Below are 23,549 nucleotides of genomic sequence, written 5' to 3' on the forward strand. Positions count from 1 at the left end.
TTGAACTAATATGGGGGCACGATTAGTGCCATAGTTGTGCCCCCATTAGTTGAAACTGTGCGTTGTAATGATTGGAAGTAGATGATGTCGCATAAAGACACAATATTGAGTATGCAGCACATCACAAAAACGTTTGGTTCACTAAAAGCTCTTACTGATGTTAATCTTTCGGTTGATCGCGGTGAAATTCATGCAATTTGCGGCGAAAATGGTGCTGGTAAATCTACGTTAATGAATGTGCTATCAGGTGTTTATCCTTATGGATCTTACACGGGAAAGATTATATTTAACGGAAAAGAGTGTAAATATAGTAATATTAAAAATTCAGAACGTGATGGAATTGTTATTATTCATCAGGAGCTGACTTTAAATCCATTTCTTTCAATTTCCGAAAATATTTTCATGGGAAATGAATGCTCAAAAAATGGAGTAATTGATTGGAGCGAAACTCGCGCTAAAGCTGCAGAACTTCTTGAACGCGTTGGTTTGCCAGAAGATCCAGATACAAAGATTATGGATATTGGTGTTGGTAAACAGCAGCTTGTAGAGATTGCTAAGGCTTTGTCTAAAAATGTAAAGTTGCTGATTCTTGATGAACCAACTGCAGCATTAAATGATGAGGACTCTGCGCATTTACTACAGCTTGTTCGTCAATTAAGAGATGAACATGGCGTTACAAGCATTATAATTACGCACAAGCTTAATGAAGTTGCTGTAATAGCAGATAACGTTACTATCATTCGTGACGGATCGACAGTTGGTGAAATGTATATTACACCAGAAACGCCATTAGATTACGATGAATTAATTCGTAAAATGGTAGGTAGAGAATTAACCAATCTGTATCCTAAGCACGAAACAAATCAATCTGGTGAAGAATATCTTCGTATAACCAATTGGACAGTTCATCATCCAATGGATAATAGCCGAATAATAGTCGATAATGCTAATTTGTATGTTCGTTCTGGCGAAATTATTGGATTGGCTGGATTGATGGGTGCTGGAAGAACCGAATTGGCCATGAGTGTTTTTGGACGCTCATATGGCTCCAATATAACTGGTGATCTTTATATTAAAGGTAAAAAAGTCGAATTGCGCAATGTGCAAGAAGCAATTAATGCTGGTTTGGCTTATGCTACAGAAGATCGTAAAGGTTATGGTTTAAATCTTTTGCAGAATATTCGCGAAAATTCATCTATTGCTTCATTGTCAAAAATGAGCAAATTAGGTGTTGTTGATGGAAACATTGAGCGAAAAGAAGTTGATGCATATCGAGAGAACTTTAATATAAAATGTCAAACATTGATGTGCAAGTTTCTACGCTTTCTGGCGGAAATCAGCAAAAGGTTGTATTGGCAAAATGGGTTCTTTCTGATCCAGACATACTCATTCTCGATGAGCCAACTCGTGGTATAGATGTTGGTGCAAAGTATGAAATTTATGAAATCATCGATAAGCTTGCCGATCAAGGTAAAGCTGTTGTAGTTATTTCTTCTGAACTACCAGAATTAATTGGTATATGCGATCGTATTTATACCGTAAGTCAAGGCATTATTACTGATGATGTTAATAAGAATGGGTTTACCCAAGAATATCTGATGAAATGCATGACTAAGGAAAGGAATTAGCGTTATCATGAGCAAAAACAGATTAGCCCAAGATACGAAGGGTGAACAAAAATCAAGTATTCTTTCGACAATTACCGATAATGCAAGACAATATGGAATCGTTGGAGCTTTAATCGTTATTGTCGTTGTGTTCCAAATACTTACAAAAGGTGTTCTTTTAACTCCTAACAGTTTTGTTTCTTTAATTCAGCAGAATGCATATGTGATTATCTTGGCAATAGGCATGGTGATGGTGATTATTGCTACACACATTGATCTTTCTGTAGGATCTTTAGTTGCATTTATTGGTGGTGTTTGTGCACTGTTGATGGAACGTTATGGTGTTAATTGGGTATTAGCGATTGCTATATCAATTGTTGTTGGTTTACTTATTGGTTGCTGGCACGGTTTCTGGGTGGCTCGAATGGAGATTCCTGGATTCATCACCACTCTTGCAGGTATGCTGATCTTCCGCGGTTTATCTACGGTTATAGTTGGCGAATCTGTGCCTATCACTTCAGACGCGTTCCGTGGAATTGCTCGTAACTATCTTCCTAATATTCTCGGTTGGTGGGGTCCGTTTGATGGTCTTACGATTGTTCTTGGTCTTATGTGCATCGCTTTGTTTGCTTGGAGCCAAATTAATAAGCGTAAGCATGTAGAAAAAGTTGGATTAGTCCCAGAACCACTATCGATTACTGTATGCAAGATCGTATTTGCTGCTCTTGCAATCATATTTGTAACATATTTGTTAGCATCCTCTGGCAATTCCGAGATGGGTGGAACTCCAATTATGTTGGTGATTGTTGCGATTTTGGTAGTTGCATACAACTTTATTCTTACAAAGACAGTTTTTGGACGTCACATATATGCTGTTGGAGGTAACCGTAAAGCTGCAATACTTTCTGGTATTGATGTTAAGCGTGTAGATTTCTGCTTGTTTGTTCATATGGGATTCTTGTCTGCTATTGCTGCTGTGGCTATGCTTTCTCGTCTGGCGTCTGCTACTGCACAAGCTGGTATGGAATTTGAAATGGATGCAATTGCATCCTGCTTCATCGGTGGCACTGCTGTAACTGGTGGTGTTGGAACTATACCTGGAGCCGTTGTTGGTGCTTTTGTTATGGGAGTAATCAATCAAGGCTTGTCTATCATGGGCGTTGACACTGCAATTGTGAAGACAATTAAGGGTCTTGTGTTACTCGCTGCAGTGGCTGTTGACATAATGAGCAAGCGTCGTAAGCGCTAAAAATGCCGTATATATTGGGCGTGCGCTTCAGATATTACACAAGCGTTGTGAACGAAAAGTGTACGCCCAGTTTTGTTAGTTATTAATAGATATTAACAGGTGTTAATCAGAATAAAAGAACAATAAGGAGGAATATATGCCAAAAAAATATATTCAAAAGACTAGAATGTACGCTCTAACTACCTTTTTTATGTCGATTTGGTTATTCCAGTCTTTATATGGTTCTTATAAATCTGGTGATTTATTCGCTTGGTACACTCTTATTTTTTCATTGTGCTTATTAATTGTAATCGGCTATTGCGGTTACAACGCTTTTAAAGGATTCAGTCAAGAGCGTAAAGATAAGAGCGAGGATTCTAAAAAGTAATAAATGATTGGGTATTCAAGATTTTCTACATATTTGAATAAATGAATCTTATAAAAGCATGCAAAGGAGCATCATGTGTGATATTTCGAGCGTATCATCTAATAAAAAAGATATTATTAATGCAAACACATATCTTGGTATTGAGTTGGGTTCAACTAGAATTAAAGGTGCTTTAATTAATGGACAATATCAAGTTATTGCAGAAGGATCTTATAAGTGGGAAAACAAACTAGAAAATGGTTTGTGGACCTATGATCTATCTGATGCTTGGCATGGAATACAATCTGTTTTTTCTCAGATAAGTAATCAAATTAATAAAGATTACCAATTGCGTTTAAATAATATTGGCGGCATTGGTATTTCAGCAATGATGCATGGTTATTTAGCCTTTGATAATAGAAATAAGTTGCTTGTGCCATTTAGGACTTGGAGAAATACCAATACGCATGATGCTCACAGAATTCTTTCTAACGAATTAAGTCTTAATATACCAGAACGCTGGTCGATAGCTCACTTGTATCAATGTGCGCTTGACAAAGAAGAGCACGTACATAATGTAGCATTCTTTACTACGCTATCTGGCTATATTCATTGGAAGCTTACTGGCAAAAAAGTATTAGGATTGTCGGATGCTTCTGGAATGTTTCCTATAGATTCAAACAGTTTAAGCTGGGATGAGAATGCGCTAAATAAAATTGAGAATCTTCCTGAAATATCTAATCAGCCTTGGAATTTGAAGGATATTTTACCTACACCTCTTTCCGCTGGAGAATTTGCTGGTCGATTGACAGTTGATGGTGCTTCTCTTCTTGACCCTAGTGGCATTTTGAATCCAGGAATACCATTTGTTCCTCCTGAAGGAGATGCGGCAACCGGTATGGTTGCAACCAATACATTAAAGCCTGGTACTGGTAATGTTTCGGCTGGGACATCTATTTTTGCAACTGTTGTTTTAAAGCGCCCTTTGTCAAAAGCTCATAAAGAGTTAGATATAGTTATGACTCCAGATGGTCATTTATCTGCAATGAGTCATGCTAATAATTTCACTACAGATTTAAATGCTTGGGTTAATTTATTTGCTCAATTTGCAGATGCAATAAGAAAACCAATATCAATGGATTTGTTATATACAAGCCTGTTTAATTCTGCTGTTGATAGTGGAACTGAATTTGATGCTGGAGGAAATATTAACTACTGTTTTTCTTCTGGAGAGTTTCAAGCAGGTTTGGAAGAAGGACGATTTGTATTTGCTCGCGGTCCGCAAGCAAAACTTTCACTCGGAAACTTTATGCGTGCTCAACTATATGGAGCATTTTGTCCAGTGACTATTGGAATGAATGTTTTAACAAAAGAAGAGCATGTTGAAATTGATTCATTGCTTGGTCATGGTGGTATTTTTGCCACTCCTGAAGTTTCTCAGCGTATTGCTTCGGCGGCGTTTGGTGTTCCAGTAACCACTATGCCTACGGCTTCTGAAGGCGGATCGTGGGGAATGGCGATTTTAGCATCATATATTAGGCGAAAAAATATAACATTAATAGACTTTTTGCAAAATGAAGTATTTGCCCATGTGAATTCAGTTACCGTTTTCCCTCGTAAGGATGACGTGGAAGGATTCCAGAGATATTTTGAGCAATTTATGAGGTCATTGCCAATAGAACATGCAGCAATAACTACGATGCCGTAAAAATATTGTGCAAAAGATTGCTTAAGCAAGACTAAAAATAGTGTTTTCTCATCATATTTTTAAAAAATTTATTAGAAAGAAATAGTAATTATGAAAACTTTAAAAGATTATTCAAAAGAAACTCAATCTGAGGTAAAACAGGTACGCGAATTAGTATCCAATTTGCATAATCAACTTATTAAATGGAATTTAGTTGTGTGGACTGCGGGAAATGTTTCTCAACGTTTGCATACTGCTGATTTAATGGTTATTAAGCCTTCTGGAGTACGATACGAAAGACTAACTCCTGAATCAATGATTGTTTGTGATCTAGATGGGAATGTTGTTGATGGATCCTATTCTCCAAGTTCTGACACAGCTTCGCATGCTTATATTTATAGAAATATGCCTGAAGTATTTGGAGTAGTACACACTCATTCGACTTATGCTACTGCTTGGGCTGCTATTGGAGAAAATATACCGTGTGGATTAACAATGATGGGAGATGAGTTTGGCGGTCCTGTTCCAGTTGGACCATTCAGGTTGATTGGCAGTGAGGCCATTGGGCAAGGCGTTGTTGAAACATTACGCAAATATCCTAAGTCGCCAGCGGTTTTGATGCAAAATCACGGTCCTTTCGTAATTGGAAAAGATGCAGAAAGTGCTGTGAAAGCTGCTGCTATGACAGAAGAAGTAGCCAAAACAATGTGGGCTGCTAGGCAAATAGGGAAAATAATCGATATAAAGAAAGAAGATATCAATTCTCTTAATAAACGATATCAAAATGTTTATGGACAAAACTAATAAAAAATAATCTAAAAACAATTACATATATAAGTCTTATAGGAGTAAATAATGGCTATGGAAAATCCTTTTGAGAACAAAGAAGTGTGGTTTGCTGTAGGTTCGCAAGAACTATATGGTCCAGAAACACTAGAACAAGTGGCAAAACAAGCTGGCGAAATCGTAGATTATTTAAATAATCAACATTCGATACCTGTGAAAATTGTTTTGAAACCAACATTAAAATCATCTGACGCTGTGCGTAATTTTATGGTTGATGCGTCTTCAAAAGAATCTTGTATCGGTGTTATTGCTTGGATGCACACGTTCTCGCCAGCAAAAATGTGGATTCGCGGATTAGAACTGTTGCGTAAACCTTTGCTTCAGTTGAATACCCAGTATCATCGTGAAATACCTTGGGAAAGTATTGATATGGATTTTATGAATTTAAATCAAGCTGCTCATGGAGATAGAGAATTCGGTTATATTGTTTCTAGACTTGGTATTAGAAGAAAAATAGTTGTTGGTCATTATACGAATCCAGAAGTTTCGGATCGCATAAATACTTGGGTTCGTGCGTGTTTAGGCTGGTGGGCGTCTAACAATATGAACGTTATGCGTTGGGGAGACAATATGCGTAACGTTGCTGTTACTGAAGGAGATAAAACTGAAGCTGAGAAAATCTTTGGTGCATCTATTAATACTTGGTCTGTAAACGAATTAAATTCATATGTTAATCGTGCTACAGATAAGCAAGCTAAAGATTTGATAGAAGATTATAAAAATAAATACAATATTGATCCAGAATTATTAAATCAAAAATATGATTCTCTGTTAATTGCAGCTAAGCAGGAAGTTGGAATGGTATCCATGATGTGTGATTATGATGCTACTGCTGCAGTAGATAATTTTGAAGATCTTGGTGGTCTTTCCCAACTTCCAGGAGTTGCTGCTCAACGTTTTCCTTCCGAATATGGATGGGGTTTCTCGGCAGAAGGGGATTGGAAAACCGCAATATTGGTTCGTTTGGGATTAGTTATGGGGTATGGTCTTGAAGGTGGAGCTTCTCTTATGGAAGATTACTCGTATCATTTTGAGCCAGATAACGAAATGATATTAGGATCACATATGTTAGAAGTTTCGCCTTCTATTGGAAGTATTCAAAAACCTCGTCTTGCTATATATCCATTGGGTATTGGAGGAAAATCAGATCCTGTTAGACTCGTGTTTACTGCTGCTCCTAAAAAGGATGCTGTTGTGGTTTCTCTTGCGGATATGTGCAGTAGATTTAGACTTTTAATGAATATTGTCGATGTTGTAGAGCCGTCTGGAAGCCTAAAGAATTTGCCTTGCGCTCGCGCCATGTGGAAACCGCAGCCAAGTCTATCTTTGTCTGCGCAATGCTGGTTATTAGCTGGTGGATCCCATCATACTTGTATGACAACGTCAATTGGTAGAGAAGTTTGGGAAGATTTTGCGCGTATCTCTGGTGTCGAACTAGCTGTGATTGATAAAAACACTAATACCCAAGATTTTGAGCGCAATCTACAGATTTCTCAAATGTATTACAAGCTTAATGTTAAGTAATATTGGCATTATTACGTCTCTAGTGATGAGTGTTTGTTGTGTTATTATTTCCTTTGAAAATAATGGTCAATTTTATAGCGAAGGGGTGCTTTAATGAATGAAAATATGCACATTGTGCCTAACATTTTATTATCGGATGGCAATTCTATACCACAAGTTGGTTTAGGTGTACTTCGAGTTGATAAAGTAAGTATGCATGATGTTGTAGAAAGCGCTCTTTCGTTAGGATACAGACATATTGATGCTGCAGCTGGATATAACAATGAGAATGAGCTAGGTGAAGTATTGCGCGAAACTGGTTTTAATACTGGCGAATTGCGAGAAAACCTATGGGTGACTACAAAAGTTAGAGATTCACAGCAGGGGTATGACAGTACTTTGAAGGCTTTTGATTCTCAACTTGCGGATCTTTGCTTGAACTATGTGGATATGTATATGATTCATTGGCCTACACCATTTGATTGGCGTTCTACAGAAATATGGAAAGCATTTGTTAAGTTGAAAGAGGAAGGTAGGGTACGTTCGCTTGGTGTGTGTAACTTTATGCCTTCTGATTTGCAGCGTTTATATGATGAAGTTGGTCAGTGGCCTCAAGTGAATCAGATTGAATTGCATCCGAGCTGGCAGCAGTCTAATGTAGTTGATTTTTGCAAGAAGCATAATATTGCTATTGAAGCGTATTCTCCATTGGCGCGCGGACGTGATTTGAATATCGGCGATGGTGTTTTGGAAACTATTGCTAAGAATCATGATGTTACTTGTGCGCAGGTGATTTTGCGCTGGCATATTGAGCATGGATACATTATCATACCTAAATCTGTTTCAGAAAATAGGCAACGTGAAAATATTAATGTTTTTGGATTTAGTCTTGAGGATGATGAAATACGTGCAATAGATGATTTGAACACTAATGAGCGAATGGGTCATGACCCTGCAACGTTTAGTTATGCATGATTGTGTGGCGTTTGTTTTATTTGTATTTGTGAAGGGGTTATATATGTGACTTATTGATTCCTTGTCATCGAGGCTACGAGTGATTAATGGTGGACAGTATAAGTGAACAAAAAATTTTCGTAGCTTTCTCCTATAGAGCGGCATGAAGTTTGTGTTTTACATGAGCTTCATGCCGCTTTGCCCGTGTTTGTAGTCAGATTTGCCCAAAAAGGGAACAAATGCGGGAATGGGGTTACGCTTATGTGAGCGCAATTACTGCGTAGTTCCCAAAAAATCAATGTCGGAAAGACTTAAAGAAGTTTTGCGTTTCTGGGTCTGTGCAAGCGTCCATAACTTCGTATGGTGTGCCATTTTCTGCAACAACGCCGTTTCGTAGCAAAACCACTCTGTCGGCAGCTTCGTGAGCAAAATGCATCTCGTGAGTGGCCATTAAAATCGTGGTTCCTTGCTCTTTTAGTTCCGCAACCATGTCTAGAACTTCGCCAACAAGCATTGGGTCTAGTGCGGAAGTAATCTCGTCTAAAAGCAAAAGTTGTGGGCTTGTCATAAGCGCGCGTGCAATCGCCACTCTCTGTTGCTGTCCGCCCGAAAGCTGATCTGGATAAGACTTTGCTTTATTTTCTAGCTTAATCCTAGATAGAAGCTCCATTGCGCGGCTTTCTGCACGGTCTTTGCTCCAATGATGAACTTTTCGCGCAGCAAGAGTCACATTATCTAAAACGCTCATATGCGTAAAAAGATTGAATTGCTGGAACACAACTCCGATTTGAGACCTAATTTGATCCTGATTTATACGAGGATCTGTAATATCTGTGTTTCCAAGCCAAACTTGGCCGTCGTCTACTCGCTCAAGCAGATTAATGCACTTCATAAGAGTGGATTTTCCGCTTCCAGAAGGTCCTAAAAGAGCCACCACTTCGTGAGGTGCAATATCAAAAGAAATGCCTTTAAGAACAGGTGTTGAGTTATACGATTTTCGAATATTGCTTAAGCGCAAAACTGGGGTTGAATCCGTGTAATCACTTGCATTTGTTTGATTGTTTGCGTTTATTTGCTCGCTCATTTGCTGACTTACCTTCTGGTTTGTTAAGTTATTCATCACACGGTTCCTCCGTTTAGCTCGCGTTTGCGCAGTCTTGCCGTATACCAATCGTTTAGAACAATAAACGGAATGCTCAGCGCTATAAATACAACGCTTGCTACAACGTATGGAGTGAAGTTATAAGAAGTTGCAACAGATATTTGCGCGGCTCGAACAGCGTCTACAGCGCCCAAAACCGATATGAGTCCTGCATCTTTTTGCATTGATATAAAGTCGTTCATTAAGGCAGGAGCCACTTTTCTTAAGCCAAGAGGAATTACCACTAATCGCACAGTTTGACCAGATGTTAAGCCAAGTGATCTTGCGGACGCTCGCATAGACGGATGCACGTCTTCAAATCCTGCGCGCAATACCTCTCCAACGTATGCGGAGTAGCTCATAACAATGGCAATTGTACCGAGTATTGCTGGTGGGATTCGCCCAAAAAGCTGTAATCCTGGTATGCCAAAGCCGATTAAGTAAAGCACAACAAGCATTGGTATGCCGCGCATAATAGTTGTGTAGAATTGCGCTATAGCTCGCAAAGGGAAAAGCATTGGGCTTACGCTTGTACGGATAACTGCGATTAAAGTTCCAAGTATTGCTACTCCAATAACAGCGAAAACAAGCACCTGCAGATTAAGCATTAAGCCTTGCAAAACGGATGGCAAAGATAACATAAAGTACTTGCCAGAAAAGAACGTTTCGCGCACTCTTGGCCAACCAGGGCTCATTGCAAGTGCCGCAACGCACACGCCAAGTAATACTAAAGTGCTTATTATGCTTGTTAAAACTGATTTAAGATTTTGCTTTTTGCGGATTGACCTACGCTCAAGCTCGATATTGCTTAAAGCGTATTCTCCAGCGTTGTTTGATTCACTGTTTAATGCATTGCCGTTAAGTACTGTCATTGGCGGCACTCAAGCCTTTCGACATAATGAATGATACGCACTATTGTAAGCACTTTTATGTGACGATTGGGTTACAAGTTGCTTACAATAATGCGTATTGGTAATGACGTTAGTACGATTTTTATTTATTTTTATTTATTTTTGGTTTAGTTTTTACTTAAGAACTGGCAGATTAGTCGTGTACTCTGCAAGCCACTTTTCTTGGAGCTTCTTCAAAGTACCATCTTTTTCTAGCGCATTCACAGCCTTAGTGACGTCTGCAGTAAGCTTAGAGCCTTTTGGAAGTACCAATCCAGTTCCTTCCTTATCTTCCGATCCTGCAATCTGTCCAAGAACAACACCTTCTTTAACCTGCTTGCTGCGCACAATGTTTACGGAAGATGGAGTATCTATAACAAGTGCGTCAATCTGCTTAGAATCAAGAGCCTGAACCAAAGCGTCATTATCGTTAAAGGTTTGAATATCGCTCTTAATCTTGTCTTTAGCAAAGCTGTAGCTTGTTGTTCCAACCATTGCGCCAATTGTAGCGGTTTTAAGGTCTGCTAAGGTCTTTGCGTTAGCAAACTTGCTATCTTTTTTGACCACAACACCCTGAGTTGCGTTGTAGTAACTTGGCGAAAAGTCTACTGCCTTCTTGCGTTCCTCCGTAATAGAGAACTGCTGAAGGTTAAAATCAAAGTCTTTTGGTCCTGGGGTTACTGCGGAGTCGAAGGTTGTGCGAACCCACTTTACTTTGTCTTTATCGTATCCGAGTTTCTTTGCAACAGCGTATGCTACTGCAGATTCGTAACCCTTGCCGTTTTCTGGCTTGTTATCGTACATCCAAGGTGTGTAAGTTGGCTGAGCTGTGCCGATTGTCAAAACGCCTGGAGTAATCGTCTTTTGGTTTGTATCTTGTGCGTTTTGGCTGCCGCATGCTGCTGTGCTAACCATTGCTGCCATTGCTAATGCTGCTGCTGCAATTTTTGCAGCAGCGATTGCTACGCGGTTGGTGTGCAAGTTGTTGTGTACGAAAATAGCCATTTTTTCTCCTTGTTTTTGCTAAAACCTTAAGATTTTTCGCTTATTCGTTTTTTAAGCGATTTAAGTAGGTTTTGCGGCCGTACATTTGATAGTTTATAAGACGATAGACGCATTTAAGGCTTAATTGTTACAGAATTGTTATCGCGATTGTTTATAACGCGCTATATTTTGTTGATTTAATACGTAGTTTTGTGGTGATTAGACTTAAGTCGTAGTATGTTAAGTGTCAGTTACATACGGTGTGTTGATTTTTTGAGGAGTATTTCATGTTAAATAATTTTGAACATAGCGCGGCTGACGATTTTTCTGAAAGTTCTAAAGATTTTAGTCATCTTTCAAAACTTGCTGTTATAGTTGCACTTCAAAAAGAAGCTCAGCCTATTCTTCAAGCATTTTGTGGGGATTATAAAACTTGGGATTCGTATGGGGTTACTTTTATTCAGGGCAAAATCGCTTCTAATAGCAAAGGCGAAAATCCTACTCTTACAATATGTGTTGCTGGAATGGGAAAGTGCGCTGCCGCAGCTGCAGCTCAAGCGTTGATAATCGAATCCAATCCACAAGTGTTGATTTTTAGCGGAATCGCAGGTGCTTTAAATCCGCGTCTTAGTGTTGGAGATATTGTTATAGGCAAGAAACTTCACTATTTAGAAACAAATACGCAAATTATTGCAGAGTGTGCTCCGTACAAATCTGTTTTTGAATCAGATTCAAAATTATGCGATTTAGCTGTTAAAGAGGCGCAATTATTAGGATTTAGGCTTGAGAAGTCTTTGGAGGAATCCTCTTCGGTTGCTGGCGACTTATCCTCGGACTTTAAGCAAAGCGCGTCTAATGAAAATAGCGTGTCTAACGAAAATTCAAACAACGTTGCTTATTTGTGTGGAAACATAGCAACAAGCGACCAATTTAACACAGATCCTAATATTTTAGACGCTGTGCGAGCAACGGTTTTTGGCGATTGCGAAGAGATGGAAGGCGCGGCTGCTGCACATATTGCGGCTAAAAACGGTGTTCCATTCCTTGCGATTCGCTCAATGAGCAACCGTTGTGGAGAATCATACGAATCTGTGGACTCGCATAAGGATGATTTGGTTCTTGCAGCTAATCAAGCTGGGTCGTTAACTTTGCGTGTTTTGAAGGCGCTTGTTAAATAACTGCAGACTAGTTTACTTATTTGAATCGTTTTGTTCTGCTAAATCAAAGCCGCTGAAAGTAAAGCCAGGGCTTACTACGCAAGAAACAAGAACATCGCCATCGCTTGGTATTGTTCTCTGCCATGTTCCAGCAGGAATTACAAGATGTCCGCGCGTGGATAAGCCATTGCAATCTTTAGAGTTTCCAAGAGTAAAACGCTGCAAATCTGCCTCATTACAAGGGGTTTGACCACATCCACCAAGCTCAATCGTAAGATTTGACGGTCCATGCCATAGCCAAATCTCGTCTGCATCAACTTTATGCCATGCGCTTGAATCGCCAGAAGGCAAAAGGAAGTAAATAAGAGAGGCCAATGGTCTTGGTGCGTCTGCGCCAGCGTTTTCGTCAATTTTCGTATCGTTTGTGCTCGCGTTTGAAGTATTTTCATTGTTGGTTGCGCTATATAGTTGCGCTGCTTGCCAGTCGCGGGTGTACCATCCGCCTTCTGGATGGGCTTCTAGCTGTAATTCTTTAACAAGATTTTTGGCGTAATCACTCATATTTTCTAAACTGACACTCATAGTGCATGCTCCTTTTATTTTTCATATTTGCGTTAAATATTTGCGTTAAATGTGTTCTTATCTGTGCTTGCATCAGATTATTGAGCAAAAGCACCATTATTGTATACAAGATTTCCAGAAATAACTGTTGCTTTTGCACTACCTGCACCGTGACGCACAAAATTGTGCAAAGTCTCTTCAACTCCTTGTGGCGAGCTTGTGTCTGTTGGAATATCAAAGAATGCAAGGTCGGCTGTTGCTCCAGCATTAATTTGACCAATTCTGTGCGGTCCTACGTGTAAGCCCATAACACTTGCGCCGCCTAAAGTAAGCATGCGAATAATTCGATGTGTTAAATCATCTTTTCTATACCCTTGCGCTGTTGCTAAATCATAGACTTTTGCAGCGTCGTCTAAAACGTCTAAAGATGGGGAAGAAGATAGTGAATCCGTACCAATCGCAAGCAAGTTTCCTTCTTCCATGTAGTCGCGAATTGGCGCGTCTCTTTCCGTAACAGTAATGCGGTTGGATCTTGGGCACAATGCCACTCCCACTCCGCGTTGACGCAAAATTCTGCGGTCTTCGCCATCTGCCCAAACTCCGTGCGCAATATGTACGTCTGGTCCAAGGGAGCCGAGCTGATCCAAAAACTGAATTGCGGAAGCTGTCATTCCATGTGCTTTAAGTTCGCTGTAGCTCGCCCAAACGTTAGCATTCCAATCTGGTGCGGAATACGTGGTGAGTGTATCGGCGTGATTTCCAGCCTCCATAGGTGTTTCTGCTAAGTGTATGTGCAAGCGCATGTTTAGCTGTCTTGCAATGTCTGGCAAATCCACAAAAGGTTCGGTTTCTAGACTGTAAGGTGCGTGTGGGCTAATTCCTATACTCGGCACTCTGCCGCTGTCCATCATGTGCCCAAGCATCTCGAGCAGCTTAGCGTAGCCTTCTTCTTTCCAGTCAACGTTTTTCCAGCCCATTACCTCCCAATAGGCTATCCCGTGCATGCCTTGGCTTGCAAGCGCTCCAACTGCTTCGATATCAGTTACAATGTCGGCAGCTGCAGTAGTGCCAGCTTCCACCATCATTCTTGCGCCTTCGTATGCAGAAGTTTTCCAAGTCATCAATGATGGGTTATGCTGTTTTTCTTCTTGTAATTTGTCATAAACAACATTGAATCCTTCTTCCCAGTCTCTAAAATTGCGGTATTCGCCGCGGCCTACGCTTGCCATATTAGTGTATTGCAAATGCGTGTGTGCGTTTATAAGACCTGGTGTCATAAGGCCTTGCCAATGTTTCTCATTTCTAAACATTTGCATATAAGAATCGCTTGGCATCTCGTCTTTTAGAATATTAAGCACCCATTGGCGTGTTCCAACGTGAACAACGCGTCCGTTAGATACAGCAACGGCACCTTCGGGGATTATTGGCCCCGTTACTGGAATAACCATTGATGCACTGTATAGTGTGACTTCGCTAAGTGGTGTTGGGTGTGCAAGTTTGCGTATTGGGTCTGTAAGCATTGTGTTCCTTAAGGAATTACGTTGTACTACTTTTTGCTTTATTTATTCTATTATTGCTTAGATTTATTATGATTTGGTTAATTGATTTATGCTAACTATTTGCTTCTTCCGCAAATCGCGTTAAATCCCACTTGTAGCCGTTGTTTTTATTGGCTTCGCTTGCGCTATATCCGCGTTTTGCTAGTGCGATTCTTGCTATTTGATTATCGGAGCTTTCTGGAAGTTGGTAGATTCCAGAATTAAGAGGATTCTTGTCGCTATTTTTCTTGTTTTTCCCATTGTGCTCTAGCAAATACGCTACGGCGCTCACTTGAACAGCAAAACTAAAGTCCATAATCTCAATAGGATTTCCGCCACCTGTAGTGTAATTTGTTCCGTCTCCTTCACTTATTAGCGTGATTTGCGGACCATTTGGAATCTGTATTTTTCTTTGTGGAGTTCCAACAACTGGCTTAAAATCAGGGATTTCGTCTAGTGCAATCTCGTTTGCGATTCCGCCAATTACAGCCAAAATCGCGTTTTCTTGCATGCTTTGCATATGCTGCAATGTAATCGTGTGTCGAACGCCTGTTGCAGAAACAATCATATCGCTTGTATCAACAGTGCATTCAAGATTTTTAGCTTCAAAACCGTCGAAAACTGCGCGCAAGGACTGTACAGGATTTGTGTCGCAAATCGTAACTTTTGCACCCAATGCGCGTATTCTTAAAGCAAATCCACGACCCACTGGTCCATATCCAACAACAGTTACTTTAGCGTTTTCAAAGCATTCACTCCCAAGAATTTGTTGCATCGTAGTAACACATGTTTCGCCAGTTCCATGTCTATTGTCGAAATCGGTTTTTAGAGCGCTGTTATTTACTGCGATTACAGGGTAGTGCAAGTGTCCAGCTTTTTGCATTGCTTCAAAAGCGCGCACTCCGCTAGTTGTCTCTTCTGCAACTCCTATTAGATTAGCTGCGATTTGCGGACGTTCAAGGCTTGCTAGGCGCGCAAAACTAGCTCCATCGTCGATTATTATGTCTGGCTGTATTTCGTCTAAGAGTTTTAGCGCACCTTCATGAGTTTGTTCAGGTGTCCAATCTCGGTTTGCTTGTACTAAAATGCCTTCTTTTTTAAGCTGATCTGCTACTCTCTGGTCAGTTTCGTCTGGACCACAAAAAACGCCAACAATCGCTCCGTGCGCGTGCAATTCTCTAAGCAATACAGCTGTTTTTGGTTCCAACACAAGACAAACAGCTATTCTAACGCCTTCTAAATTAAGACCACTTTCTTGTAAATTGTTAAGTAGCGTGCGCATTACTGGCATATGTTTTTGCGCGTAATCTATTGCGTCTTTTCCGCTTAAATTAGGCGCATTAACCATAGTGTTTTCTATATTTTCGTAAGATTTAGTGGCATCAAAATCTGCGTATTGTTTACAAGTCGTAGGAATTATTCCCCAAGATTGCGCGCTCTGTAAGAATTTTTCCACATCACTATTTTGGTCACTATTTTTAGCATTCTCATTTTGAATATTGTTATCTCCAATAAACACGCGTGCCCCAGCAAGAGATTGGTTAGTTCTCTGCGAAGTAATAGCAACCCATTCGCTAAAATCAATCATATTAAACTCCTAAAAGCTCTTATATTTATTATCCCTATAATCCAAGTGCGTTCAAAGCTTCTTTTAAATTCTCTGCTTCGATTATGTCAATACCGGGAATGCTAATTTTCTTTCGCATATTACACACGATCGCACGCTTATAGCCGATCCTAGCTGCTTCTCTAATTCTAGGTTCCATTCTAGAAGCTGGACGAATTTGACCAGTAAGACTAATCTCACCAATTGCGCAAGTTAAAGGTAAGACTGCCTTATTTTTGGCTGCGCTCGCCAAACTTGCCACTATTGCTAAATCGCAAGCAGGTTCTTTCGCCTTAGCTCCAGCAATCGTAGAAACGTAAATGTCTTTAGATAAAAGATTTAATCCACCATGTCTATATAAAACAGCGGTAAGCATGGCAATTCTGTTTGTGTCTACTCCAGAAACTGCGCGTCTAGGGGCTGGCAGAACCGAATCTGTAACAAGAGCTTGAATTTCAATAGGTATGCTTCTGTGTCCTTCTAAAGTAAAAGTTACGCACGTTCCTTCGTTTTTACAATCTCCATTAGAAGACAGGAACAGTCCAGAAGGATCTGGAACCTCTTCAATACCATCGCCACTCATGTCGAAGCAGCCAACTTCGTCTGTAGGTCCAAAACGATTTTTAACAGCGCGAAGCATGCGTAATGCGGTTTGACTATCTCCTTCAAATTGGCAAACAGTGTCTACAAGATGTTCAAGCGTGCGAGGACCTGCAATCGATCCGTCTTTTGTAACGTGTCCAACAAGAAGAATTGGAATATCGCAAGTTTTAGCAACGTCTATAAGCGCGCTAGCTACTTCTCGAACTTGAGTGGAGCCTCCTGTAATTCCTTCAACATCGCTAGAAACAATAGTTTGAGCCGAATCTACAATTGCAAGAGTTGGCTTATATTTTTCGATTAGCGCTAAAGCTGTGTTTAAGTCTGTTGTAGACGCAAGAAGAAGATTTTGACTTATGGCATTTATGCGTGATGCGCGCAATTTTACTTGCGACTTTGATTCTTCGCCAGAAATATACAGGACTAAATTTTTTGTGTATTCGGCAGTGTTTTTCGCAGATCCGTTGCAATTCTTGGCAATTTTTCCTGCTGTTTCTAAAAGTAGAGTAGATTTTCCGATTCCTGGTTCGCCTGCTATAAGCGTGACTGATCCTGGAACAAGCCCTCCTCCTAAAACGCGGTCAAATTCGCTAAATCCTGTGTGGATTCGCATGCCATTATCTGCTGTAATTTCACTGATTGGCTGAGCATCTACGCTAGAATCAAGATTTGTTATTGTAGAAATGTTATTTTTTGCATTTCTAGATCTTGTGGAGGCTCGTGAAACTCCGCTTGTAGCTTTAGACTCGTGAAACTCGTTTAATGTTCCCCATTCGCCGCATTCTGGACAGCGACCATACCATTTTGAACCACTCCAACCGCATTCGGAGCATAAGTAGTAAGTAGTAGATTTTGCAGCCATGATTTGACGCTAGCTGCATTTGTAGACATTTTACCGTCATACTTTTGTGAGATAATCCAAGTATGTTGAACAGTGTTATGTGGGGTAAAAAATATGAATTCTTATGCGAATAATCCTTCTAACTCGACTTCATCTGTATCTGCGTCTCATAACAACTTACGAAAAGTTCTTATAGTTGCCGTAATAGTGGTCGTTTTAGCTATAGTTTCCGCATTCATATGGCCTGGCTGGGCGTTAAATCGCCAGCAACCGCAGTCTGCTAAAACTCAGGTGTCTTCTGCAAAAACTCCGTCAATTAAGTCTAAAGATTTGCCTAGTACATCTACTGCACTGTTAAGATCTATGCCAGATAGTGTTCTTGATTTTGCGCGTGTTGATGCTTCTCCTAGTGCTAAATGGTCTTCCGCATCTCCTTTGGAAGAATACACTGTTAGATATTCTACGGGAGAATCTGGCAGTGATGTTTCAGTCGTTGTTGCTCAATGGAGTAGTCGTGATTTAGCAAATAAACAATATGAGCTTTTGACTGATGCATTAGCTGGAAGTGATATTGCTTCTGGAAAGATTCAGGTTGCTGGTAAGGCTACTGGAAGCTATGTTTTGAAGGCAGATGATAATAGTAAGACTAAAGCTAGTGCAATCTGGCAAAATGACACTGTTGTATTTGAAGTGACTGGTTTAAAACAGTCTGTTGAAAGATTCTATAAGCAATTCCCAATGTAACTTTCGTAGTGATATAGGCTGTTTTGTACGTGTTTTTGTAAAATTTTGTTTTAAAATTTTCCAAAGTCGTCAAAACGGTGTAACATTAGGCAAGTTGCACACTTTACATATGAATGGAGGCTTCAGATGGGTTCTGTCATCAAGAAGCGCCGCAAGCGGATGAGCAAGAAGAAGCACCGCAAACTGCTGCGTAAGACTCGTCATCAGCGTAAGTAGTAGCTGTTTGGCGCGCCTGCCCGTTTGGGCACGTAACACTTTTGAAAGCGTTGGATTTTTCCAGCGCTTTTTTTTTTATTGCGATTGAAGACTGCAATGATTGAAGAATGTAAAAAATTTCCCGAAAATGTACGTAAAACAGTGGATTTTACGTACATTTTCGGGAAATGATTGGTTAAATTTAGATATGCAGTTTACTTATTTGGGTTTGTAAGAGTGCGCGGACCGTTTGGATCACCAACAATCACAGTGTCAACCATATTCAAGAACAATCCGTGTTCTACAACGCCAACAGTCTCAATCAAATCCTTAGCAAGCTCTTGCGGGTGCTCAATGCGCTCCAAGTGCAAGTCAACAACAAAGTTATTTTCGTCTGTACGCACTTCCTTGCCATCTGCATCAAGACGCAAAACTGGCTTGTATCCGCGCTTTTCAAACTTGCGAATCACTTGTGCAGATCCGAATGGAATTACCTCAACAGGAAGTGGGAACTTGCCGATTGTATCAACTACCTTGCTGGCGTCCACAATCCACACAATGCGGTCGGAGTTAATTGCAACAATCTTCTCCCAGAGCAATGCTGCACCGCCGCCCTTAATACCGTTAAAGTTCTTATCGACTTCATCTGAACCATCAATAGTAACGTCAATATGGTCAACATCGTTAATGTCAAGAATCTTAATGCCGTAGCCCTCTGCCTGCTCTTGCGTGCGTCGAGAAGTTGTGACACCAGTGAAGCTCAAGCCTTCTTCTTTTACTCTGCGACCGAGTTCGTCTACAAGAAAACGAACAGTAGAGCCGGTTCCAAGTCCAACCATCATGCCATTTTGTACAATCTTTGCGGCCTCAATGCCAGCTGCCTTCTTAAGAGCATCTTGCTGTGCTTTATCCATTTGTGCCTACTTTCTTATCTTTCTTGTTGGCGTGGCTAAAATAACAGCGCGTTTATAGCGTTTTTACCAACCGCCACTTATTTCATACATACTACATATTAGTCTGCGTTCAGATTTTATTCTGTTTGGTTTGCAGCTTTTGTTTGAATATAAAACTCGGTTGGATCTAGTTTAAGAGTGCCGTCTGGCTGAACATATCCGCTTACTTGTATGTTTCCTAATACGTATCGTGGTTGACCATTAAAGCTTTGGCTCGTATTTGGAGCAGGTGTGAATTGTAATGTTCCAGATACACATAATCCTGGCACTACTTGATATTTTTGTTCTGATTTATTTTGAGATTGTTTATTTTTACGCGACTCGTCGGATGCTTTCGATTCATCCTGTGTATTACTGTTACGCGTAGTTGAATCGTTAGCAACGCTGTTATCGGCGTATTTAATGGCATCATCATCGGATGTTTCACGTTTTGTTTCACGATGAAAATCGCCTTTAAAATCAGGATTAATATCCTTACCAACGCATCTTCCTATGTGATATTCTGCATTAGAAATCTTGCCGTCTAACAGCATTTTTGCGTCTTCTGGTACATCAACACCGTCTGCATATGTAGAAGAAATCAACGATTTCCATCCTTCTAGTGGCAGGTATCCATCCTTCAATCTGCTGCGGCAATCTTCAGCATAAGTTCTAGCCAGCTCATCAACTTTTTCGTTTCCAGCGTTTCCAGCGTGTCCCTTAACCCAGACGAACTTAACGGAGCCTTCGCGTTTAGTAATCTCCGAATCGATTGCGCGAATCAAATCTGCGTTTTTTACAGGCTCTTTTTTGGAGTTCTTCCAACCGTTCTTCTTCCACCCGTGAATCCACGTGGTTGAGCAGTTTATAGCGTATTGCGAATCAGTTTCGATTGTAAGATCCTCGCTTCCAGGGTGTGCTCTCAACGCTTCTAGTACTGCGCATAACTCACCAATTTGATTCGTGCCATTTGTGGCTCCGCCTGCATCCGCGTTTCCTGCATGTTGATGCTCGTGCGTGCTTCCTGCTTCATCAGTGTGGTCTGCCCAAGCCCAACCCATTGATCCATTTGGATTTCCAAGTGCTGAACCATCGGTAGAAACAACAATCATCACAAAACCTTTCAAAAATGCGCCGGTTGCAGATTGCAACCAGCGCAATTAGTAGATTCTTTACTTACGAAAGATTATTACGTTACGCTAAAGCCTTGTCTACTACAGCAGTAGCTTCCTCAAGCACCTTGTCAAGTGCCTCTGGAGAAACGAAGGACTCAGCATAAACCTTGTAAATGTTCTCGGTACCAGATGGGCGAGCAGCGAACCAATTGTTCTTGGTCGTAACCTTCAAGCCGCCAATCTTTGCGCCGTTTCCAGGAGCTTCCGTAAGCTTTGCGGTAATATCTTCGCCAGCGAGCTTAGTTGCTTCAACATCGTTGCCACTTAGAGCAGCAAACTTCTGCTTCTGTTCAAGAGTTGTTGGAGTATCTACGCGCTTGTACCAGCTTTCTCCAAAGCGAGCAACCTGATCTTGGTGAAGCTGAGCAGGGTTCTTACCAGTCTTTGCAGTAATTTCTGCAGCGAGCAAATCAGGAATCAAACCATCCTTATCGGTGGTCCACACGCGTCCGTCTTTGCGCAAGAAGCTCATGCCAGAGCTTTCCTCACCGCCGAAAGCAACTTCGCCGCTAAAGAGTGGGTCAACGAACCACTTGAAGCCAACAGGAACTTCCACAAGCTTAGCGTTAATCGAAGCAGCTACGCGGTCAATCAAGGAAGAAGACACAAGCGTCTTGCCGATAGCAGTATTCTTTGGCCAATCCGGACGAGCGCCGCCGAACAAGTACTCCACGCACACTGCAATGTAGTGGTTCGGGTTCATAACGCCCCAATTCGGGCACACGATACCATGGCGATCGGCATCTGGATCAGTGCCTCCAACCAAATCGTACTTATCCCAAGCGCCAGCGTTAAGCTGATCAACTAAGCCCTTCATTGCGTAAGGGGAGCTTGGATCCATACGAATCTTGCCATCGTGGTCAATAGTCATGAATCGCCAAGTTGGGTCAACTTCTGGACGCACAACGCCAATGTTTAAACCGTACTTTTCGTTCATAAGTGGCCAGTAGTTTACGCTTGCGCCGCCGAGTGGGTCAATTCCCAAACGCACGCCGCTAGAGCGAATCACATCGAAATCGATTACGTTAGCCAAATCGCTAACGTAGTGCTCGCGGTAATCGAAGCCTTCAACCAAATCAGACTTGATTGCTTCCTCGAAAGGCACGCGCTTAACGGACTTGTAGTTGTCGAGCAATTCGTTTGCGCGAGCTGCAATTGCGTTAGTCACTTCTGCAGGTGCAGGACCGCCTGTTACAGGGTCGTACTTAAAACCTCCGTCGGTTGGAGGATTGTGCGAAGGAGTGACGACAATGCCATCTGCCAAGCCGTCTCCGCTAAAGCGTTGAGTGCCGTCTGCTGCGCGATTATGCGTCAAAATAGCCTGAGAAACAACAGGAGTTGGCACGAAATCGCCGCGAGAATCCACGCGAACGTGAACTCCGTTAGCAACCAAAACCTCGATAGCGGTTTTTTGAGCAGGCTCAGAAAGAGCATGCGTATCGCGACCAATATAAAGAGGACCAGTTACGCCAGCCTTCTTGCGATATTCAGCAATAGCTTGAGTAATAGCCACAATATGAGCTTCGTTAAACGAAGTTTTTAAAGCAGAACCACGGTGACCGGACGTACCGAAAATCACGCGCTGTTCTGGAATATTGGAATTTGGAACTTCATCATAGTAAGCGCCAACCAAAGCGTCGACATCTACTAGATCTTCTGGGGTGGCGGGCATTCCCGCATTTTTTGCTACCATAATTTTTTATTTTGCCACGGCGACGGTATTTTAACGTAAGTTAGCATTATTTTGAGTCAAAGAAGATTGTAAACTCTCTGGTATGCGCACGCATAAAGCCTGTTTGTCAACGCTAAAACGCAAGTGTTTTGTGTAGCCTAAAATATCTCCATCAACTTGCACAGGAGCAGGTCGTTCTATCTTGACTTCTGCTTCAACACCTTGCGATTGGTCGATTTTAGAGTTTGTAGAAAGCGGACTTTGCTTTGCTTTTCCTGTAACGGTTTGGTGTACAACGTCTCCAAATAGGTTAGCCCATCCAATTAATCCGCCAGATGTGTCAATAATTTCGAAGTCTAATATGCCATCATCGTAAACGGCTTCTGGCATTAAAGAAAGCATTGGTATTTGTCCACAATTACCAGCCATAAGTGTGCGGAATGATATTCCTCTTGCTGTGTGATTTGTACCGTTTTCTCTAATAAAAGTAACGTCTCCGCGATATTTTGGCGCAAATAAGTGTTTAACGCCAGCAACAAAGTATGCAAGCCAGCTTATGTTCTTTTTAAGCGCAGGATTAGTGTCGTCTATCATAAGAGCGTCGAATCCAATTCCTGCAATAATCAAAAATGCGTGACCATGGTCTTCATACGGCTTGTCGAGTATAAAAACACGCCCAACGTCAACTTTTTTAGATCCGTGGCTTGTTGCAACTCTTAGTGCTGCTTGAACATCATCTACTGGAATGCCCATGTTGCGCGCAAACAAGTTCCCTGTGCCAATTGGAATTATTCCCATCGCGTGGTTCGTGCCAGAAACCGCGCTTGCAACCGTTCTAACAGTGCCATCTCCACCAACTGCCACAACAACATTTGCCCCGTTTTCTAAGGCTTCGAGTGCGCATTCTCGCCCGTCTTTATTTAATTGAGTGTCTATTATTTCGTATGTGAAATTGTGTGATTTGCAATATTCTTTAATGTCAAGTCTATATTGTTCTGCTTGAGGTTTAGACGGGTTTAGTATGAAAGCGTAATGTACACTATCTCCGTGTCGCTCTGCGAGTTTTTCTGCTAAATGATGCTTTTTCAAGGCGCGCGTAACTATCATAATGATGAATGGCGCAAGTACTAGCGCAAAAACAATCACCATTAACGCAATCGTCGCTTGAATTGGCATATCTGGCATATTTATTATTCTTGCACATATCTTTAATATATGGTGATTATTTTTAGAATATTTGCGAATATTTGATTACTTTTCACATTTTCATCACGTATTGAGCATATTTTTTATTTTTGGCTCGCATTTCTATTATTTATTT

Annotated in this window: 20 protein-coding genes and 1 pseudogene; 10 read left to right on the top strand and 11 right to left on the bottom strand. The window is 41.0% G+C overall.

All coding sequences use genetic code 11. The features are described 5' to 3' along the window. The first annotated feature begins 84 nt into the window (after positions 1-84). The 7 genes and pseudogenes from HXT20_RS01125 (at position 85) to HXT20_RS01155 (ending at position 8,213) form a co-directional block, all read left to right on the top strand. Positions 85-1,628: pseudogene (locus HXT20_RS01125) on the top strand (ATP-binding cassette domain-containing protein). 7 nt (positions 1,629-1,635) lie between these two features. Then, positions 1,636-2,856 (top strand): multiple monosaccharide ABC transporter permease, encoded by a 1,221-nt coding sequence (mmsB, locus tag HXT20_RS01130; RefSeq protein ID WP_004112039.1) that lies wholly within the window; start codon positions 1,636-1,638, stop codon positions 2,854-2,856. A gap of 136 nt (positions 2,857-2,992) precedes the next feature. Continuing rightward, positions 2,993-3,223, top strand: a complete 231-nt coding sequence (locus tag HXT20_RS01135; protein WP_004115879.1) for a CDP-diacylglycerol--glycerol-3-phosphate 3-phosphatidyltransferase — start codon at positions 2,993-2,995, stop codon at positions 3,221-3,223. A 73-nt stretch (positions 3,224-3,296) separates the two neighbouring features. After that, entirely contained in the window at positions 3,297-4,910 is a 1,614-nt protein-coding gene (locus HXT20_RS01140) for a xylulokinase (protein ID WP_422114396.1), read from the top strand. 90 nt (positions 4,911-5,000) lie between these two features. Continuing rightward, a complete protein-coding gene (locus tag HXT20_RS01145) occupies positions 5,001-5,693 on the top strand; it encodes an L-ribulose-5-phosphate 4-epimerase (protein ID WP_422114397.1) in 693 nt (230 codons plus the stop codon). A 51-nt stretch (positions 5,694-5,744) separates the two neighbouring features. Next, positions 5,745-7,259, top strand: coding sequence for an L-arabinose isomerase (gene araA / locus HXT20_RS01150; protein WP_004117004.1), 1,515 nt, complete (start codon positions 5,745-5,747; stop codon positions 7,257-7,259). Between the two features lie 93 nt (positions 7,260-7,352). Beyond that, a complete protein-coding gene (locus HXT20_RS01155) occupies positions 7,353-8,213 on the top strand; it encodes an aldo/keto reductase (RefSeq protein ID WP_422114398.1) in 861 nt (286 codons plus the stop codon). Between the two features lie 274 nt (positions 8,214-8,487). Here the strand turns inward: HXT20_RS01155 and HXT20_RS01160 are convergent, their stop codons facing one another. The 3 genes from HXT20_RS01160 to HXT20_RS01170 all read right to left on the bottom strand — a co-directional run bounded on the left by HXT20_RS01160 (position 8,488) and on the right by HXT20_RS01170 (position 11,228). Further along, positions 8,488-9,312 (bottom strand): amino acid ABC transporter ATP-binding protein, encoded by an 825-nt coding sequence (locus tag HXT20_RS01160; protein WP_415685894.1) that lies wholly within the window; start codon positions 9,310-9,312, stop codon positions 8,488-8,490. After that, complete coding sequence (locus HXT20_RS01165; RefSeq protein WP_004112052.1) at positions 9,312-10,205, bottom strand: amino acid ABC transporter permease; 894 nt, start codon at positions 10,203-10,205, stop codon at positions 9,312-9,314. Before HXT20_RS01165 ends, HXT20_RS01160 begins: the two co-directional genes overlap by 1 nt. A 153-nt stretch (positions 10,206-10,358) precedes the next feature. Continuing rightward, the gene (locus HXT20_RS01170; protein WP_004116998.1) at positions 10,359-11,228 is read right to left on the bottom strand and encodes an ABC transporter substrate-binding protein; all 870 of its coding nucleotides are present in this window, start codon (positions 11,226-11,228) and stop codon (positions 10,359-10,361) included. Positions 11,229-11,494: 266 nt separating this feature from the next. Between HXT20_RS01170 and HXT20_RS01175 the strand changes: the two genes are divergently transcribed. After that, entirely contained in the window at positions 11,495-12,385 is an 891-nt protein-coding gene (locus HXT20_RS01175; RefSeq protein ID WP_004112055.1) for a 5'-methylthioadenosine/S-adenosylhomocysteine nucleosidase, read from the top strand. Positions 12,386-12,397: 12 nt separating this feature from the next. On the opposite strand, the gene HXT20_RS01180 is transcribed toward HXT20_RS01175, so the two are convergent. The 4 genes from HXT20_RS01180 to radA all read right to left on the bottom strand — a co-directional run bounded on the left by HXT20_RS01180 (position 12,398) and on the right by radA (position 17,531). Continuing rightward, positions 12,398-12,946, bottom strand: a complete 549-nt coding sequence (locus tag HXT20_RS01180; protein WP_422114399.1) for a cupin domain-containing protein — start codon at positions 12,944-12,946, stop codon at positions 12,398-12,400. 77 nt (positions 12,947-13,023) lie between these two features. Further along, positions 13,024-14,445: an amidohydrolase family protein gene (locus tag HXT20_RS01185; protein WP_422114400.1), complete on the bottom strand. Its 1,422-nt coding sequence runs from the start codon at positions 14,443-14,445 to the stop codon at positions 13,024-13,026. Positions 14,446-14,536: 91 nt separating this feature from the next. After that, positions 14,537-16,051: an adenosylhomocysteinase gene (locus tag HXT20_RS01190; RefSeq protein ID WP_422114401.1), complete on the bottom strand. Its 1,515-nt coding sequence runs from the start codon at positions 16,049-16,051 to the stop codon at positions 14,537-14,539. A 34-nt stretch (positions 16,052-16,085) separates the two neighbouring features. After that, a complete protein-coding gene (gene radA, locus HXT20_RS01195; RefSeq protein ID WP_422114402.1) occupies positions 16,086-17,531 on the bottom strand; it encodes a DNA repair protein RadA in 1,446 nt (481 codons plus the stop codon). A 93-nt stretch (positions 17,532-17,624) separates the two neighbouring features. On the opposite strand from radA, the gene HXT20_RS01200 reads away from it, so the two are divergent. Both HXT20_RS01200 and HXT20_RS01205 read left to right on the top strand, forming a co-directional pair. Beyond that, the gene (locus HXT20_RS01200) at positions 17,625-18,254 is read left to right on the top strand and encodes a hypothetical protein (RefSeq protein ID WP_004112066.1); all 630 of its coding nucleotides are present in this window, start codon (positions 17,625-17,627) and stop codon (positions 18,252-18,254) included. A gap of 126 nt (positions 18,255-18,380) precedes the next feature. Continuing rightward, complete coding sequence (locus tag HXT20_RS01205) at positions 18,381-18,470, top strand: 30S ribosomal protein bS22 (protein WP_004268639.1); 90 nt, start codon at positions 18,381-18,383, stop codon at positions 18,468-18,470. A gap of 194 nt (positions 18,471-18,664) precedes the next feature. Here HXT20_RS01205 and rpiA read toward each other — a convergent pair whose 3' ends face one another. The 4 genes from rpiA to HXT20_RS01225 form a co-directional block, all read right to left on the bottom strand. Further along, positions 18,665-19,363, bottom strand: a complete 699-nt coding sequence (gene rpiA, locus HXT20_RS01210; protein WP_004112071.1) for a ribose-5-phosphate isomerase RpiA — start codon at positions 19,361-19,363, stop codon at positions 18,665-18,667. A gap of 116 nt (positions 19,364-19,479) precedes the next feature. Next, entirely contained in the window at positions 19,480-20,541 is a 1,062-nt protein-coding gene (locus HXT20_RS01215) for a ribonuclease H family protein (protein ID WP_004112073.1), read from the bottom strand. A 34-nt stretch (positions 20,542-20,575) separates the two neighbouring features. Further along, complete coding sequence (gene pgm, locus HXT20_RS01220; protein WP_004112076.1) at positions 20,576-22,249, bottom strand: phosphoglucomutase (alpha-D-glucose-1,6-bisphosphate-dependent); 1,674 nt, start codon at positions 22,247-22,249, stop codon at positions 20,576-20,578. A gap of 30 nt (positions 22,250-22,279) precedes the next feature. Further along, positions 22,280-23,413, bottom strand: coding sequence for a diacylglycerol/lipid kinase family protein (locus HXT20_RS01225; protein WP_004112079.1), 1,134 nt, complete (start codon positions 23,411-23,413; stop codon positions 22,280-22,282). Positions 23,414-23,549 lie beyond the last annotated feature (136 nt).

The organism is Gardnerella sp. DNF00109, assembly GCF_049262845.1.
GTDB classification, from domain to species: Bacteria; Actinomycetota; Actinomycetes; order Actinomycetales; family Bifidobacteriaceae; genus Bifidobacterium; species Bifidobacterium vaginale.

Bases quoted from the DNA above. Each gene is read 5' to 3' on its own strand.
- HXT20_RS01180 (WP_422114399.1), bottom strand. From the start codon at position 12,946: ATGAGTGTCAGTTTAGAAAATATGAGTGATTACGCCAAAAATCTTGTT.
- HXT20_RS01190 (WP_422114401.1), bottom strand. From the start codon at position 16,051: ATGATTGATTTTAGCGAATGGGTTGCTATTACTTCGCAGAGAACTAAC.
- HXT20_RS01135 (WP_004115879.1), top strand. From the start codon at position 2,993: ATGCCAAAAAAATATATTCAAAAGACTAGAATGTACGCTCTAACTACC.
- HXT20_RS01225 (WP_004112079.1), bottom strand. From the start codon at position 23,413: ATGCCAGATATGCCAATTCAAGCGACGATTGCGTTAATGGTGATTGTT.
- araA (WP_004117004.1), top strand. From the start codon at position 5,745: ATGGCTATGGAAAATCCTTTTGAGAACAAAGAAGTGTGGTTTGCTGTA.
- rpiA (WP_004112071.1), bottom strand. From the start codon at position 19,363: ATGGATAAAGCACAGCAAGATGCTCTTAAGAAGGCAGCTGGCATTGAG.
- HXT20_RS01140 (WP_422114396.1), top strand. From the start codon at position 3,297: ATGTGTGATATTTCGAGCGTATCATCTAATAAAAAAGATATTATTAAT.
- radA (WP_422114402.1), bottom strand. From the start codon at position 17,531: ATGGCTGCAAAATCTACTACTTACTACTTATGCTCCGAATGCGGTTGG.
- HXT20_RS01170 (WP_004116998.1), bottom strand. From the start codon at position 11,228: ATGGCTATTTTCGTACACAACAACTTGCACACCAACCGCGTAGCAATC.
- HXT20_RS01145 (WP_422114397.1), top strand. From the start codon at position 5,001: ATGAAAACTTTAAAAGATTATTCAAAAGAAACTCAATCTGAGGTAAAA.
- HXT20_RS01160 (WP_415685894.1), bottom strand. From the start codon at position 9,312: ATGAATAACTTAACAAACCAGAAGGTAAGTCAGCAAATGAGCGAGCAA.
- HXT20_RS01185 (WP_422114400.1), bottom strand. From the start codon at position 14,445: ATGCTTACAGACCCAATACGCAAACTTGCACACCCAACACCACTTAGC.
- mmsB (WP_004112039.1), top strand. From the start codon at position 1,636: ATGAGCAAAAACAGATTAGCCCAAGATACGAAGGGTGAACAAAAATCA.
- HXT20_RS01205 (WP_004268639.1), top strand. From the start codon at position 18,381: ATGGGTTCTGTCATCAAGAAGCGCCGCAAGCGGATGAGCAAGAAGAAG.
- HXT20_RS01200 (WP_004112066.1), top strand. From the start codon at position 17,625: ATGAATTCTTATGCGAATAATCCTTCTAACTCGACTTCATCTGTATCT.
- HXT20_RS01175 (WP_004112055.1), top strand. From the start codon at position 11,495: ATGTTAAATAATTTTGAACATAGCGCGGCTGACGATTTTTCTGAAAGT.
- pgm (WP_004112076.1), bottom strand. From the start codon at position 22,249: ATGGTAGCAAAAAATGCGGGAATGCCCGCCACCCCAGAAGATCTAGTA.
- HXT20_RS01155 (WP_422114398.1), top strand. From the start codon at position 7,353: ATGAATGAAAATATGCACATTGTGCCTAACATTTTATTATCGGATGGC.
- HXT20_RS01165 (WP_004112052.1), bottom strand. From the start codon at position 10,205: ATGACAGTACTTAACGGCAATGCATTAAACAGTGAATCAAACAACGCT.